This is a genomic window from Streptomyces chartreusis NRRL 3882 (assembly GCF_900236475.1).
Lineage (GTDB): Bacteria > Actinomycetota > Actinomycetes > Streptomycetales > Streptomycetaceae > Streptomyces > Streptomyces chartreusis_D.
In genome coordinates this window covers 2,469,197-2,482,900 of record NZ_LT963352.1, presented here as the reverse complement: position 1 = coordinate 2,482,900, position 13,704 = coordinate 2,469,197, and the positions used below count along the sequence as shown (strand labels likewise).

The following is a 13,704-nucleotide window of genomic DNA, read 5'->3' as shown; positions in this document are numbered from 1 at the left end:
GAGGACTGGTGGAAGCGTCCGGTTTCGGGTACCAACGATCCAGTAGCACTGATCGGTAACGTACGGTCCTCAACATCCCTATGTGCGGCGAGGTGGCCCTCATGTCCGCTTCCACCACCCCCTCTTCCCGTCCCGCCGTCACCGAGCGGGAGGCCCGTGAGGTGGCGGAGGCCGCCCGGGAACAGCACTGGCGCAAGCCCAGCTTCGCCAAGGAGCTCTTCCTCGGCCGCTTCCGGCTCGACCTCATCCACCCCCACCCCCTCCCGGCCGACGAGGCGGCCCAGCGCGGCGAGGAGTTCCTCGCCAAGCTCCGCGACTTCGTCGAGACGAAGGTCGACGGGGCGCTGATCGAGCGCGAGGCCCGGATCCCCGACGAGGTGATCGACGGGCTGAAGGAGCTCGGCGCCTTCGGCATGAAGATCGACACCAAGTACGGCGGGCTCGGCCTCACCCAGGTGTACTACAACAAGGCCCTCTCGCTGGCCGGCTCCGCAAGCCCGGCGATCGGCGTGCTGCTCTCCGCACACCAGTCGATCGGCGTGCCGCAGCCGCTGAAGCTGTTCGGCACGCAGGAACAGAAGGAGCGCTTCCTGCCGCGCTGCGCGCGCACGGACATCAGCGCCTTCCTCCTCACCGAGCCCGACGTCGGCTCCGACCCGGCCCGCCTCGCCACCACCGCCGTGCCCGACGGGGACGACTACGTCCTCGACGGCGTGAAGCTGTGGACCACCAACGGCGTCGTCGCCGACCTGCTGGTCGTCATGGCCCGGGTCCCGAGGAGCGAGGGCCACAAGGGCGGCATCACCGCCTTCGTCGTGGAGACCAACTCGCCCGGCGTCACCGTCGAGAACCGCAACGCCTTCATGGGCCTGCGCGGCATCGAGAACGGCGTCACCCGCTTCCACCAGGTCCGCGTCCCGGCCGCCAACCGCGTCGGCGAGGAGGGTCAGGGCCTGAAGATCGCCCTGACCACGCTCAACACCGGACGGCTCTCCCTGCCCGCCTCCTGCGTCGCGGCCGGCAAGTGGTGCCTGAAGATCGCCCGGGAGTGGTCGGCGGCCCGCGAGCAGTGGGGCAAGCCCGTCGCGCACCACGAGGCGGTCGGCTCCAAGATCTCCTTCATCGCGGCCACCACCTTCGCCCTGGAGGCCGTGACGGACCTGGCCTCGCAGATGGCCGACGAGGACCGCAACGACATCCGCATCGAAGGCGCCCTCGCCAAGTTGTACGCCTCGGAGATGGCGTGGACGATGGCCGACGAACTCGTCCAGATCCGCGGCGGCCGCGGCTTCGAGACGGCCGAGTCCCTCCGGGCCCGCGGCGAGCGCGGCGTCCCCGCCGAGCAGCTCCTGCGCGACCTGCGGATCAACCGCATCTTCGAGGGCTCCACGGAGATCATGCACCTCCTCATCGCCCGCGAGGCCGTCGACGCCCACCTCTCGGTCGCCGGCGACCTCATCGACCCCGAGAAGTCCCTGGGGGAGAAGGCCCGAGCCGGCGCCAACGCGGGCGTCTTCTACGCCAAGTGGCTGCCCAAGCTGGTCGCCGGCCCCGGCCAGCTCCCGGCGACGTACGGCGAGTTCAAACACGGCGTGGACCTCTCCGGGCATCTGCGCTACGTCGAGCGCACCGCCCGCAAGCTCGCCCGCTCCACCTTCTACGCCATGTCCCGCTGGCAGGGCCGGATGGAGTCCAAGCAGGGCTTCCTCGGCCGGATCGTCGACATCGGCGCCGAACTGTTCGCCATGAGCGCGGCCTGCGTACGGGCCGAGCTGCTGCGCAGCCAGGGCGACCACGGCCGCGAGGCCTACCAGCTGGCCGACGTCTTCTGCCGCCAGTCCCGCATCAGGATCGAGGAGCTCTTCAACCGCCTGTGGACCAACACCGACGACCTCGACCGCAAGGTCGTCAAGGGCGTCCTGTCGGGCACGTACGAGTGGCTGGAGCACGGCATCGTCGACCCGTCGGGCGAGGGACCGTGGATCGCGGACGCGACACCGGGACCGTCCCAGAAGGAGAACGTCCACCGGCCGATCCGGTAACACGGCCTCCACAGGGGCGCGGGCCCATACGGCGCGCGCCCCCGTGAAGGGGATGCGCTGTCCTCACACACGGCCCTTACGGCAACAATGGAGCAATGAGCGACAGTCCAGCCCCCCTCGCCGATCCCCACCTCGTCTACGACCCTGTAGCGGGAGACGGCCCGAAGGACGTGGTGATCCTCGGCTCCACCGGGTCCATCGGCACCCAGGCCATCGACCTCGTGCTGCGCAACCCCGACCGGTTCCGGGTCACCGGCCTGTCCGCCAACGGCGGCCGGGTCGCCCTCCTCGCCGAGCAGGCGTACCGGCTGCGCGTGCGCACCGTCGCGGTCGCCCGCGAGGACGTCGTACCGGCCCTGCGCGAGGCGCTCACCGCGCAGTACGGCACCGGCGAGCCGCTCCCCGAGATCCTCGCCGGCCCGGACGCGGCCACGCAGCTGGCGGCGTCCGACTGCCACACCGTCCTGAACGGCGTCACCGGCTCCATCGGCCTCGCCCCGACCCTGGCCGCCCTGGAGGCGGGCCGCACCCTCGCGCTCGCCAACAAGGAGTCGCTCATCGTGGGCGGCCCGCTGGTCAAGGCCCTCGCCAAGCCCGGGCAGATCATCCCGGTCGACTCCGAGCACGCCGCCCTCTTCCAGGCCCTGGCCGCCGGCACCCGCGCCGACGTCCGCAAGCTGGTCGTCACCGCCTCCGGAGGCCCCTTCCGCGGCCGGACGAAGGCGGAGCTTGCCCACGTCACCGTCGACGACGCCCTCGCGCACCCCACCTGGGCCATGGGCCCGGTCATCACGATCAACTCCGCGACCCTCGTCAACAAGGGCCTGGAGGTCATCGAGGCACACCTCCTCTACGACATTCCCTTCGACCGCATTGAGGTCGTCGTGCATCCCCAGTCGTATGTCCACTCGATGGTTGAGTTCACGGATGGATCGACACTGGCCCAGGCGACCCCGCCCGACATGCGCGGGCCCATCGCCATCGGTCTCGGCTGGCCCGAGCGCGTGCCCGACGCGGCGCCCACCTTCGACTGGAGCAAGGCCTCGACCTGGGAGTTCTTCCCGCTCGACGACGAGGCCTTCCCGTCGGTGAACCTCGCGCGGCACGTCGGCGAGCTCGCGGGCACCGCCCCCGCGGTGTTCAATGCGGCCAATGAGGAGTGCGTGGAGGCGTTCCGCCAGGGCGCACTGCCCTTCAACGGGATCATGGAGACCGTCACCCGGGTCGTCGAGGAGCACGGCACCCCGCGTACGGGAACCTCACTCACCGTGTCGGACGTCCTCGAAGCGGAGACCTGGGCGCGGACCCGGGCCCGGGAACTGGCGGCACAGACGGCGGAGGCCCGTGCATGACGACCCTGATGTTCATCCTCGGCATAGGCCTCTTCGTGGTCGGCCTGCTGTTCTCGATCGCGTGGCACGAGCTGGGGCACCTGTCCACCGCCAAGCTCTTCGGCATCCGCGTGCCGCAGTACATGGTCGGTTTCGGCCCCACGATCTGGTCGCGCAGGAAGGGTGAGACCGAGTACGGCATCAAGGCCATCCCGTTCGGCGGCTACATCCGCATGATCGGCATGTTCCCGCCCGGCCCCGACGGCCGGCTGGAGGTCCGCTCCACCTCCCCGTGGCGCGGCATGATCGAGGACGCCCGCTCGGCCGCGTACGAGGAGCTCGGGCCGGGCGACGAGAAGCGCATGTTCTACACCCGCGCGCCCTGGAAGCGCGTGATCGTGATGTTCGCGGGCCCCTTCATGAACCTCGTCCTGGCCGTGGCGCTGTTCCTCACCATCCTGATGGGCTTCGGCATCACCCAGCAGACCACCACCGTCAGCTCCGTCTCCCAGTGCGTCATCGCGCAGAGCGAGAACCGCGACAAGTGCGAGAAGGGCGACCCGGCCAGCCCGGCCGCCGCCGCGGGCCTCAAGGCGGGCGACAAGATCGTCTCCTTCAACGGCGTCAAGACCGACGACTGGAACAAGCTGTCCGACCTGATCCGCGCCAACCCCGGCAAGGAGGTGCCGATCGTCGTCGACCGCAAGGGCCAGGACGTCACCCTGCACGCGAAGATCGCCACCAACCAGGTCGCCAAGAAGGACTCCGGCGGACAGATCGTCGAGGGCCAGTACGTCCAGGCCGGCTTCCTCGGCTTCAGCGCCGCCACCGGTGTGGTCAAGCAGGACTTCGGCGAGTCCGTGACCTGGATGGGCGACCGGATCGGCGAGGCCGTCGACTCCCTCGCCGCCCTCCCCGGCAAGGTCCCGGCCCTGTGGAACGCGGCCTTCGACGGCGCCCCGCGCGAGGCCGACTCCCCGATGGGCGTGGTCGGCGCGGCCCGCGTCGGCGGCGAGATCTTCACCCTGGACATCCCGCCGACCCAGCAGCTGGCCATGGCCCTCATGCTGGTCGCCGGCTTCAACCTCTCCCTGTTCCTGTTCAACATGCTCCCGCTGCTGCCGCTCGACGGCGGCCACATCGCGGGCGCCCTGTGGGAGTCGCTGCGCCGCAACACGGCCAAGGTCCTGCGCCGGCCGGACCCGGGCCCCTTCGACGTGGCGAAGCTCATGCCCGTCGCCTATGTGGTCGCCGGGATCTTCATCTGCTTCACGATCCTGGTGCTGATCGCGGACGTGGTTAACCCGGTGAGAATCTCCTAGTCATACGGCGTTCGTGGCGGCCCGGCATGCTTCGTGCCGGGCCGCCCCTCCATCGAGTGGCAACGCGGGCGGGATGTGCCCCCGCCCAGCCATGTGCCGTAATCTCGAAGCTCGGAGCCCGCTGCTCACGGGACCGGACCTTGATCCACGACTTGGGGTTGCACAGCAGATGACTGCGATTTCTCTCGGCATGCCGTCCGTTCCGACCAAGCTCGCCGAGCGCCGGAAGAGCCGGCAGATCCAGGTCGGATCCGTGGCCGTCGGCGGAGACGCCCCCGTCTCGGTCCAGTCGATGACGACGACGCGTACGTCCGACATCGGCGCCACCCTCCAGCAGATCGCCGAACTCACCGCCTCCGGCTGCCAGATCGTCCGGGTCGCCTGCCCGACCCAGGACGACGCCGACGCGCTCGCGACCATCGCCCGCAAGTCGCAGATCCCCGTCATCGCCGACATCCACTTCCAGCCGAAGTACGTCTTCGCCGCGATCGAGGCCGGCTGCGCTGCGGTCCGCGTCAACCCCGGCAACATCAAGCAGTTCGACGACAAGGTCAAGGAGATCGCCAAGGCGGCCCGGGACCACGGCACCCCGATCCGCATCGGCGTCAACGCGGGCTCCCTCGACAAGCGCCTCCTCCAGAAGTACGGCAAGGCGACCCCCGAGGCCCTGGTCGAGTCGGCCCTCTGGGAGGCGTCCCTCTTCGAGGAGCACGACTTCCGGGACATCAAGATCTCCGTCAAGCACAACGACCCGGTCGTGATGATCGAGGCGTACAAGCAGCTCGCCGCGCAGTGCGACTACCCGCTGCACCTCGGCGTCACGGAGGCCGGTCCCGCCTTCCAGGGCACGATCAAGTCGGCGGTCGCCTTCGGCGCGCTGCTCAGCCAGGGCATCGGCGACACGATCCGCGTCTCGCTGAGCGCGCCCCCGGCCGAGGAAGTGAAGGTCGGCCTCCAGATCCTGGAGTCGCTGGGCCTCAAGGAGCGCGGCCTGGAGATCGTCTCCTGCCCGTCCTGCGGCCGCGCCCAGGTCGACGTCTACAAGCTGGCCGAAGAGGTCACGGCCGGCCTCACCGGCATGGAGGTTCCGCTCCGCGTCGCCGTCATGGGCTGCGTCGTCAACGGCCCCGGCGAGGCCCGCGAGGCCGACCTCGGCGTCGCCTCCGGCAACGGCAAGGGCCAGATCTTCGTCAAGGGCGAGGTCATCAAGACCGTCCCCGAGTCCAAGATCGTGGAAACCCTCATCGAGGAGGCCATGAAGCTGGCCGAGCAGATGGAGAAGGACGGCGTCACCTCCGGCGAGCCGTCGGTGGCGGTAGCGGGCTGACCGCCCGGCGACCGATCCGGCCGGGAGGACCGCACGCCGGCTCCCGGCCGCGCTGCTCCCCCCGGTGCGAGGGCGGACCGGGTGCGGCCACTGTGCCCCTCCCGGCTTCCTCTCACCGTGCCCTCCCGGTCCCAAATGCGACATCTCCCTGTCCTCTGTCACTGGTACGCCGCCCTCGGACCGGGAGCCGACGGCCGATGACACCGGGCCCGCGTGCGTCCCGCTGGTCACTGCACGCACGCGGGCGGCACTCCCCAGCTCCGCCAGGTACAGTGCGTGGATCAGCCGACCCCAGTGTGTGAGGCCCCGCACGTGTTGACGCAGACCACCTCACGGGTCCTCGAACCGAGCGACCTGGACGCCGCGCTCGCCATACTCGACCGCGAGCCGGTCGCGAACGCCTTCGTGACGTCCCGGGTGCAGATCGCCGGCCTCGACCCGTGGCGGCTCGGCGGAGAGATGTGGGGCTGGTACGAGGACGGCATGCTGACGTCCCTGTGCTACGCGGGCGCCAACCTCGTCCCGATCTGCGCCACCCCGCGCGCCGTCCGCGCCTTCGCCGACCGCGCCCGCCGGGCCGGCCGCCGCTGCTCCTCCATCGTCGGTCCGGCCGGCTCCACCGCCGACCTGTGGCGGCTGCTGGAGCCCCACTGGGGCCCGGCCCGCGACGTCCGCCGCCACCAGCCGCTCATGGTCACCGACCGCCTGCCGGACGGCATCGCCCCGGACCCCTACGTCCGTCGCGTCCGCAAGGACGAGATGGAGAAGATCATGCCGGCGTGCGTGGCGATGTTCACCGAGGAGGTCGGCGTCTCCCCGCTGGCCGGTGACGGCGGTCTCCTCTACCAGGCCCGTGTCGCCGAACTCGTCGGATCCGGCCGGGCCTTCGCCCGCTTCGACGCGGACGGCAAGGTCGTCTTCAAGGCCGAGATCGGCGCCGCGACCGACCGCGCCTGCCAGATCCAGGGCGTGTGGGTGGCCCCCGAGTACCGGGGGACCGGCTTGGCGGCCCCCGGCATGGCAGCGGTCCTGCGCTACGCCCTGGCCGACGTCGCCCCGGTCGTCAGCCTCTACGTCAACGACTTCAACACGGCGGCCCGCAGGACGTACCAGAGGGTGGGCTTCCAAGAGGTCGGCGCCTTCATGAGCGTGCTGTTCTGACGACGCAGACCCCCCTGTAGGCTCCCCGCCATGGACCTGGTGATCGGCCCCCTCGACCTCTCCGGCCACGTCGACGAGGCCCTGGAAGTCCAAGCGGTGGCATTCGGGCTGGGCCCCGACGAAGTCGCAGTCCGCCGCCAGATCGTCCTGCGCCACATGACCTACCCGGGCGCCCGCGCCCTCGGCGCGACAGCCGGCGGCACCCTCGTCGGCTTCGTCTACGGCATGCCCAACGACCGCGCCCACTGGTGGTCCACGGTCGTGGAGCCGTACCTCAGGGCGAACCACCACGACCACTGGCTCGACGACGCCTTCGTGATCACCGAGCTGCACGTCCACCCGGCCTACCAGAACCGGGGCATCGGGCGCTCCCTGATCACCACGATCACCGACGGCGCCGCCGAACCCCGCTCGATCCTCTCCGCGATCGACACCGAGAGCCCCGCCCGCGCGCTCTACCGCTCCCTCGGCTACCGGGACCTCGCCCGCCAGGTCCTCTTCCCGAGCGCCCCGAAGCCGTACGCGGTGATGGGCGCTCCGCTCCCGCTCCGCCACCGCTAACCGATTTCCAACGCCCGGTGCCCCCCGGATAACCTCCTGCCATCACCCTCCCCCACTCTCGGCCTCGCCCGAGCGGGGGGACCCCCAGCAGCAGGAGCAGAACCATGGCGAACGTACCGGTCCAGCGCATGTCCCAGTTGATGGCGAAGACGTTGCGCGACGACCCGGCGGACGCCGAGGTCCTCAGCCACAAGCTCCTCGTCCGCGCCGGGTACGTGCGCCGCACCGCCGCCGGAATCTGGAGCTGGCTGCCGCTCGGCAAGCGGGTCCTGGCCAACGTGGAGCGCATCGTCCGCGAGGAGATGGACGCCATCGGCGCCCAGGAGGTCCTGCTCCCCGCCATCCTGCCGCGCGAGCCCTACGACGCCACCGGCCGCTGGGACGAGTACGGCCCGGAGCTGTTCCGCCTCCAGGACCGCAAGGGCGGCGACTACCTCCTCGGCCCCACCCACGAGGAGATCTTCACCCTCCTGGTGAAGGACCAGGCGTCCTCCTACAAGGACCTGCCGGTCATCCTCTACCAGATCCAGAACAAGTACCGCGACGAGGCCCGCCCCCGCGCCGGCATCCTGCGCGGCCGCGAGTTCCTGATGAAGGACTCCTACTCCTTCGACACCGAGGACGAGGGCCTCGCCAAGTCGTACGCCCTGCACCGCGAGGCCTACCAGAAGATCTTCGCGCGCCTCGGCCTCGACTACCGCATCTGCGCCGCCACCGCCGGCGCGATGGGCGGCTCCAAGTCCGAGGAGTTCCTCGCCCCGGCCGAGGCCGGCGAGGACACCTTCGCCGACTGCCCGAACTGCGACTTCGCCGCCAACACCGAGGCGATCACGTACGAGCTGAAGCCCGTCGACGCCACGGACGTCCCGGCCGCCGAGGACATCCCGACCCCCGACACCCCGACCATCGAGACCCTCGCCGCCTCCCTCGGCGTCCCGGCCTCGGCCACGCTGAAGAACCTCCTCGTCAAGGTCGACGGCGAGATCGTCGCCGTCGGTGTCCCCGGTGACCGTGAGGTCGACCTGGACAAGGTCGAGGCGCACTTCGCCCCGGCCGTCGTCGAGCTGGTCACCGAGACGGACTTCGCGGCCCGTCCCGACCTGGTCCGCGGCTACGTCGGACCGCAGGGCCTGGACAAGGTCACGTACATCGCAGACCCGCGCGTGGCCCCCGGCACGGCCTGGATCACCGGTGCCAACAAGGCCGGCACGCACACGAAGAACGTCGTCGCGGGCCGCGACTTCGAGGTCGACCGTTACGTCGACGTCGTGGTCGTGCAGGAGGGCGACCCCTGCCCGAAGTGCGGCACGGGCCTCGTCCTCGACCGGGCCATCGAGATCGGCCACATCTTCCAGCTGGGCCGCAAGTACGCCGACGCCCTCAAGCTCGACGTCCTCGGCCAGAACGGCAAGCCGGTCCGCGTCACCATGGGCTCCTACGGCATCGGCGTCTCCCGCGCGGTCGCCGCCCTCGCCGAGCAGAGCGCCGACGACAAGGGCCTGTGCTGGCCCAAGGAGGTCGCCCCGGCCGACGTCCACGTGGTCGCCGCCGGCAAGGCCCTCCAGACCGAACTGGCCCTCGACATCTCCCAGAAGCTGGCCGCCGCCGGTGTCCGGGTCCTGGTCGACGACCGCCCCGGCGTCTCCCCGGGCGTCAAGTTCACCGACTCCGAGCTGATCGGCGTACCGCAGATCCTGGTGGCCGGGCGGCGCGCGGGCGACGGCGTGGTGGAACTGAAGGACCGCCGCACCGGCGAGCGCGAGGAGCTCACGGTCGAGGAGGCCGTCGCCCGCCTCACCGCGTAGGGCCCGTGGCGGCGTGAGCGCCCCGGCCGCCCGGGGCGCTCACAGCCAGCCCGCGAACTCCAGCAGCAGCTCCGCGTCCCGGGGCCGTCCCACGCGTCCCGCCCGCACACCGGACTCCACGGCCCGGAACAACGTCCAGCCGCGGAGCCGCTCCTGGTCCACGTCCAGGGACTCGGCCAGCCGCTTCACCCGCCGCCGGGTCGTCGCCGCACCGGACGGCTGGGCGATCAGGTCCTCCACCCGGTCGCGGACCAGCCGCGCCAGATCGAACGCGCACTCGCCGACCACCGGGTCGGGGCCCACGGCCAGCCACGGCATCCGCTCCGCGGAGAGCACCTTGCTCTGCCGGAACGTGCCGTGCAGCAACCGGTGTTCGGGCGGCGCGGCCAGCAACTCCTCGCGCGCGGCGAGCGCCAGGCCGACCAGCGGGGCCACCTCGGGATCCGCCTGCGCCCGGGCCCGCATCGCCTCGGCCTGCCGCCCGGTGCGCTCGGCGACGGTCTCGAAGGGGAAGCCGTCAGGCGGCTCGACCCACAGCCGCCGCAGCGTCCCCGCCGCCTCCAGCAGCGCCTTCGCCTCCGGCAGCGACCGCACCGACACGTCCGGATGCAGCCGCTCCAGCAGCAGCACCCCCTCGGGGGTACGGGGGTCGAGCAGCTGTACGGCACCCCGTCCGCCCCAGTGCGCGAGCGCGGCCCGCTCCGCCTCAGGGCGAGCCCGGCCCGGCGCCAGCTTCAGCACGGCGGGCGTTCCGTCGGCCGTCCGCACCAGCACGACCAGGCTGCTGCGCCCCCCGGGCACCTGCACCCGCTCCACGGTCAACTCGCGTAGCGCGACGGCCTGCTGCGCCGCCTCGGGCAGCTTCTCCAGCCAGTCGTCACCGTCCGGTGCCGTCTCACCGAGCGCCCTGACCAGACGCTTCGGCGGTTCGAAAACCATGCGCGAGTCGTTCCCTTCGTGCTGTCCGCGGTGCGTGCCCTGGGCGGGTCACGCGGTCGGCGCCGCCAGGGGCGGGGCCGTGCCGGCCCGCTCGGCGAGCCCAGGGAAGGCTACGCTCTCGCCGCGCCAGCGCACCGCCCGCACCGCCGCCTCGCGCAGCGCCTCGGCGGCCAGGGCCCGCCGCGCACCGCCCGCCGCGCGCACCAGGTCCGAGTACACCCCGGCCACCCGGTCCTCCAGCTCGGCGGCGAGCCGCACGGCCGCCGCCGCGTCCGGCACCGGGAACGGCAGCGCGTACCCGGCGGCCGCCGCCACGGGCCTGCCCCCCAGGTCCTTCACCTCGCGTACCAGCGCGTCCCGGCGCGCCCGGTGCGCGTCGTACGCCATCCGTGCGTCGACGCGCCGCCCGTCGCCGATCCGCCCGCCGACCACGCCGTACCCGTACACCGCCGCGTGCTCGGCCGCCAGCGCCGCCTGGAGGGCCCGCAGCTCCCGGTCCTTCGCCTCGCTCACGCGCCACCCTCCGTCAGCAGATACACGTGCGCCGCCCCGGCCGCCGCCACCGAGGCCAGCAGCCGCGCCAGCTCGCCCGGCACGTCGAGCAGCGCCTTGGCCCGCCGGTCGGCGAGCTCCCGCTCCGCGGAGGCGAGGGCGGCGAGAGTCTCCTTGTCGTCGCCCGGCACGGTGGCGGCCGAGGCGGAAGCGGAAGGGGAGGAGGGAGAGCGGGACGGCTGCCGGCCCGGGCCCCCTCCGAAGGCCTGCGCATGCCGTACGGCCGCCTCCCGCAGCGGCCGCAGCCGCTCCGCGAGCCCCGGGCGGGCGGCGATCACCGCGGCGTACCGCTCCGCCAGCTCCTCGCTGTCCCGCGCCGCCCGCGCGCGTGCCCGGCGCTCGGCCGCCGACGGGCCGTCCTCCGGGACATCCGGACCCTCGCCCCCGGCGGTGCAGCCCGCCAGGGCGAGGGCCGTCGGGCCGACGGCGAGCAGAGTCCTTCTGCGCGGCCCGTAGCGGGTGCGCGGAGATGAGGGGAACGGCACGTCAGACGTCCTCGGGGCTCGTGCGGGAAAGAAGCGACTCCAAAGGGCTGAACGCCCGTGATCACGGTACCCGGGCCCCCGCCCCGGACCACTCAGCGGCACCGTTCGTCACCGGGTGGACGGCAACACACCCCGCGACCGGATACCCTTTGACCAGACACGCGACCCATCCCACAACAGCACACGCGGCCGAGGAGTCACCCGGATGAGCACCACCCAGAGCGAGAGGCTGCGAGAACTGCTGGAACCGCTCGTCACATCCCAGGGCCTGGATCTCGAAGAGATCGAAGTGGACTCCGTCGGACGCAAGCGTGTGCTGCGCGTCGTCGTCGACTCGGACACGGGCGCCGACCTGGACCAGATCGCCGATGTGAGCCGCGCGCTCTCGGCGAAGCTCGACGAGACGGACGCGATGGGCGACGGGGAGTACACCCTCGAGGTCGGCACCCCGGGCGCGGAGCGCCTCCTCACGCAGCACCGGCACTACGTCCGCGCCACGGACCGGCTGGTGAAGTTCCAGCTGGCCGAGGGCGGCGAGCTGGTCGCCAGGATCCTCAAGGTCGACGACGAGGGAATCGACACCGAGGTGCCCGGGGTGAAGGGCCGCAAGGCCACCGCGCGCAGACTCGCCTTCGACGACATCGTCCGGGCGCGTGTCCAGGTCGAGTTCAGCCGCAAGGACAACAAGAAGGAAGAGGAGGCGTAGCCGTGGACATCGACATGAGTGCCCTGCGGGGCTTGGTTCGGGAGAAGGAGATCTCCTTCGACCTGCTGGTCGAGGCGATCGAATCGGCCCTCCTCATCGCCTACCACCGCACCGAGGGAAGCCGCCGCCACGCGCGCGTGGAGCTCAACCGGGAGACCGGCCATGTGACCGTGTGGGCGAAGGAGGACCCCGACGACCTCGAGGAGGGCCAGGAGCCCCGCGAGTTCGACGACACCCCCACCGGTTTCGGCCGGATCGCCGCCACCACGGCCAAGCAGGTCATCCTGCAGCGCCTGCGCGACGCCGAGGACGACGCGACACTCGGTGAGTACGCCGGCCGCGAGGGCGACATCGTCACCGGTGTGGTCCAGCAGGGCCGCGACCCGAAGAACGTGCTGGTCGACATCGGCAAGCTCGAGGCCATCCTGCCGGTGCAGGAGCAGGTGCCGGGCGAGACCTACCCGCACGGCATGCGGCTGCGCAGTTATGTCGTCCGGGTGGCCAAGGGCGTCCGCGGCCCGTCCGTGACGCTGTCCCGGACGCATCCCAATCTGGTGAAGAAGCTCTTCGCCCTGGAGGTGCCGGAGATCGCCGACGGGTCCGTGGAGATCTCTGCGATCGCCCGTGAGGCCGGTCACCGCACGAAGATCGCCGTACGGTCCACCCGGTCCGGCCTGAACGCCAAGGGCGCCTGCATCGGCCCCATGGGCGGCCGCGTGCGCAACGTGATGGGCGAGCTGAACGGCGAGAAGATCGACATCGTCGACTGGTCGGAGGACCCGGCCGAGATGGTGGCGAACGCGCTGTCCCCGGCCCGGGTCTCCAAGGTGGAGATCGTGGACATGGCGACCCGGTCGGCCCGGGTGACCGTGCCCGACTACCAGCTGTCCCTGGCCATCGGCAAGGAAGGGCAGAACGCCCGCCTCGCGGCCCGGCTGACCGGCTGGCGGATCGACATCCGGCCGGACACGGAACCGGCCGCGGACCGGACCGGGGAATAGATCCAAGCCGCGGGTCGTTCAGATCACGACAGGTTCGGGCGCGGCAACTGTTCGAATCCTGCCCCAAAGGGGTGAGGCGCCTACGGGGAGGTAGACTTAACGGTGTCTGGCCGGACGCGCACCCGAGCATGCCCTGAACGCACCTGTGTGGGGTGTCGGGAGCGGGTGGCCAAGGCCGATCTGTTGCGGATCGTGTTGATCGACGGCGCATGCGCCCCTGATCCACGCGGTACGCTGCCCGGCCGGGGTGCGTATGTGCATCCCACACCGGTCTGTCTTGACCAGGCGGTTCGCCGCCGGGCGTTCACGAGGGCACTGCGCGCCCCGGGAGCGCCCGACACAAAGGCGTTGCGCCGGTACGTCGAGCAGACAACAGTTGCCGATCAGGCAACACGGTAAGACGTGCCGCACGGAACCCCGTGCGGTGTAGGTACCTCGCGAGTCGAAAGCAGGTCGAGATTGCGATGAGCAC

At 71.4% G+C, this 13,704-nt stretch carries 13 protein-coding genes; 10 read left to right on the top strand and 3 right to left on the bottom strand.

Annotated features, from left to right (window positions below):
• Positions 1-101: 101 nt before the first annotated feature.
• The 7 genes from SCNRRL3882_RS10890 to SCNRRL3882_RS10860 all read left to right on the top strand — a co-directional run bounded on the left by SCNRRL3882_RS10890 (position 102) and on the right by SCNRRL3882_RS10860 (position 9,549).
• Positions 102-2,042 carry an acyl-CoA dehydrogenase family protein gene (locus SCNRRL3882_RS10890; RefSeq protein ID WP_029181492.1) on the top strand — a complete coding sequence of 647 codons (1,941 nt, stop codon included), beginning with the start codon at positions 102-104 and terminating at the stop codon, positions 2,040-2,042.
• Between the two features lie 95 nt (positions 2,043-2,137).
• Entirely contained in the window at positions 2,138-3,394 is a 1,257-nt protein-coding gene (gene dxr / locus SCNRRL3882_RS10885) for a 1-deoxy-D-xylulose-5-phosphate reductoisomerase (RefSeq protein WP_029181491.1), read from the top strand.
• An 8-nt stretch (positions 3,395-3,402) separates the two neighbouring features.
• On the top strand, positions 3,403-4,695 hold the full coding sequence (locus tag SCNRRL3882_RS10880) for a M50 family metallopeptidase (RefSeq protein WP_086012565.1): 1,293 nt from the start codon (positions 3,403-3,405) through the stop codon (positions 4,693-4,695).
• 169 nt (positions 4,696-4,864) lie between these two features.
• Complete coding sequence (gene ispG, locus SCNRRL3882_RS10875) at positions 4,865-6,022, top strand: flavodoxin-dependent (E)-4-hydroxy-3-methylbut-2-enyl-diphosphate synthase (protein WP_102514781.1); 1,158 nt, start codon at positions 4,865-4,867, stop codon at positions 6,020-6,022.
• A gap of 312 nt (positions 6,023-6,334) precedes the next feature.
• Complete coding sequence (locus SCNRRL3882_RS10870) at positions 6,335-7,183, top strand: GNAT family N-acetyltransferase (protein WP_010042778.1); 849 nt, start codon at positions 6,335-6,337, stop codon at positions 7,181-7,183.
• Positions 7,184-7,213: 30 nt separating this feature from the next.
• Positions 7,214-7,744, top strand: a complete 531-nt coding sequence (locus SCNRRL3882_RS10865; protein WP_010042775.1) for a GNAT family N-acetyltransferase — start codon at positions 7,214-7,216, stop codon at positions 7,742-7,744.
• A 104-nt stretch (positions 7,745-7,848) separates the two neighbouring features.
• Positions 7,849-9,549 (top strand): proline--tRNA ligase, encoded by a 1,701-nt coding sequence (locus SCNRRL3882_RS10860; RefSeq protein WP_010042773.1) that lies wholly within the window; start codon positions 7,849-7,851, stop codon positions 9,547-9,549.
• Between the two features lie 39 nt (positions 9,550-9,588).
• Here the strand turns inward: SCNRRL3882_RS10860 and SCNRRL3882_RS10855 are convergent, their stop codons facing one another.
• The 3 genes from SCNRRL3882_RS10855 to SCNRRL3882_RS10845 are packed head-to-tail and all read right to left on the bottom strand — an operon-like array spanning position 9,589 to position 11,525.
• Positions 9,589-10,488, bottom strand: a complete 900-nt coding sequence (locus SCNRRL3882_RS10855; protein WP_010042771.1) for an aminoglycoside phosphotransferase family protein — start codon at positions 10,486-10,488, stop codon at positions 9,589-9,591.
• 48 nt (positions 10,489-10,536) lie between these two features.
• Positions 10,537-11,001 carry a ferritin-like domain-containing protein gene (locus SCNRRL3882_RS10850; protein ID WP_010042769.1) on the bottom strand — a complete coding sequence of 155 codons (465 nt, stop codon included), beginning with the start codon at positions 10,999-11,001 and terminating at the stop codon, positions 10,537-10,539.
• Positions 10,998-11,525, bottom strand: a complete 528-nt coding sequence (locus SCNRRL3882_RS10845; protein WP_010042767.1) for a hypothetical protein — start codon at positions 11,523-11,525, stop codon at positions 10,998-11,000. Before SCNRRL3882_RS10845 ends, SCNRRL3882_RS10850 begins: the two co-directional genes overlap by 4 nt.
• 205 nt (positions 11,526-11,730) lie before the next feature.
• Here SCNRRL3882_RS10845 and rimP point away from each other — a divergent pair, with 205 nt between their 5' ends.
• The 3 genes from rimP (at position 11,731) to SCNRRL3882_RS10830 (ending at position 13,631) form a co-directional block, all read left to right on the top strand.
• Positions 11,731-12,231 carry a ribosome maturation factor RimP gene (gene rimP / locus SCNRRL3882_RS10840; RefSeq protein WP_010042765.1) on the top strand — a complete coding sequence of 167 codons (501 nt, stop codon included), beginning with the start codon at positions 11,731-11,733 and terminating at the stop codon, positions 12,229-12,231.
• A gap of 2 nt (positions 12,232-12,233) precedes the next feature.
• A complete protein-coding gene (gene nusA / locus SCNRRL3882_RS10835) occupies positions 12,234-13,232 on the top strand; it encodes a transcription termination factor NusA (RefSeq protein WP_010042763.1) in 999 nt (332 codons plus the stop codon).
• Between the two features lie 102 nt (positions 13,233-13,334).
• Positions 13,335-13,631, top strand: coding sequence for a YlxR family protein (locus SCNRRL3882_RS10830; protein ID WP_078602893.1), 297 nt, complete (start codon positions 13,335-13,337; stop codon positions 13,629-13,631).
• Positions 13,632-13,704 lie beyond the last annotated feature (73 nt).

What these genes read in the sequence shown, in the direction of transcription:
- SCNRRL3882_RS10890 (WP_029181492.1), top strand. Translation starts at nt 102, where the DNA reads ATGTCCGCTTCCACCACCCCCTCTTCCCGTCCCGCCGTCACCGAGCGG.
- dxr (WP_029181491.1), top strand. Translation starts at nt 2,138, where the DNA reads ATGAGCGACAGTCCAGCCCCCCTCGCCGATCCCCACCTCGTCTACGAC.
- SCNRRL3882_RS10880 (WP_086012565.1), top strand. Translation starts at nt 3,403, where the DNA reads ATGTTCATCCTCGGCATAGGCCTCTTCGTGGTCGGCCTGCTGTTCTCG.
- ispG (WP_102514781.1), top strand. Translation starts at nt 4,865, where the DNA reads ATGACTGCGATTTCTCTCGGCATGCCGTCCGTTCCGACCAAGCTCGCC.
- SCNRRL3882_RS10865 (WP_010042775.1), top strand. Translation starts at nt 7,214, where the DNA reads ATGGACCTGGTGATCGGCCCCCTCGACCTCTCCGGCCACGTCGACGAG.
- SCNRRL3882_RS10860 (WP_010042773.1), top strand. Translation starts at nt 7,849, where the DNA reads ATGGCGAACGTACCGGTCCAGCGCATGTCCCAGTTGATGGCGAAGACG.
- SCNRRL3882_RS10855 (WP_010042771.1), bottom strand. Translation starts at nt 10,488, where the DNA reads ATGGTTTTCGAACCGCCGAAGCGTCTGGTCAGGGCGCTCGGTGAGACG.
- rimP (WP_010042765.1), top strand. Translation starts at nt 11,731, where the DNA reads ATGAGCACCACCCAGAGCGAGAGGCTGCGAGAACTGCTGGAACCGCTC.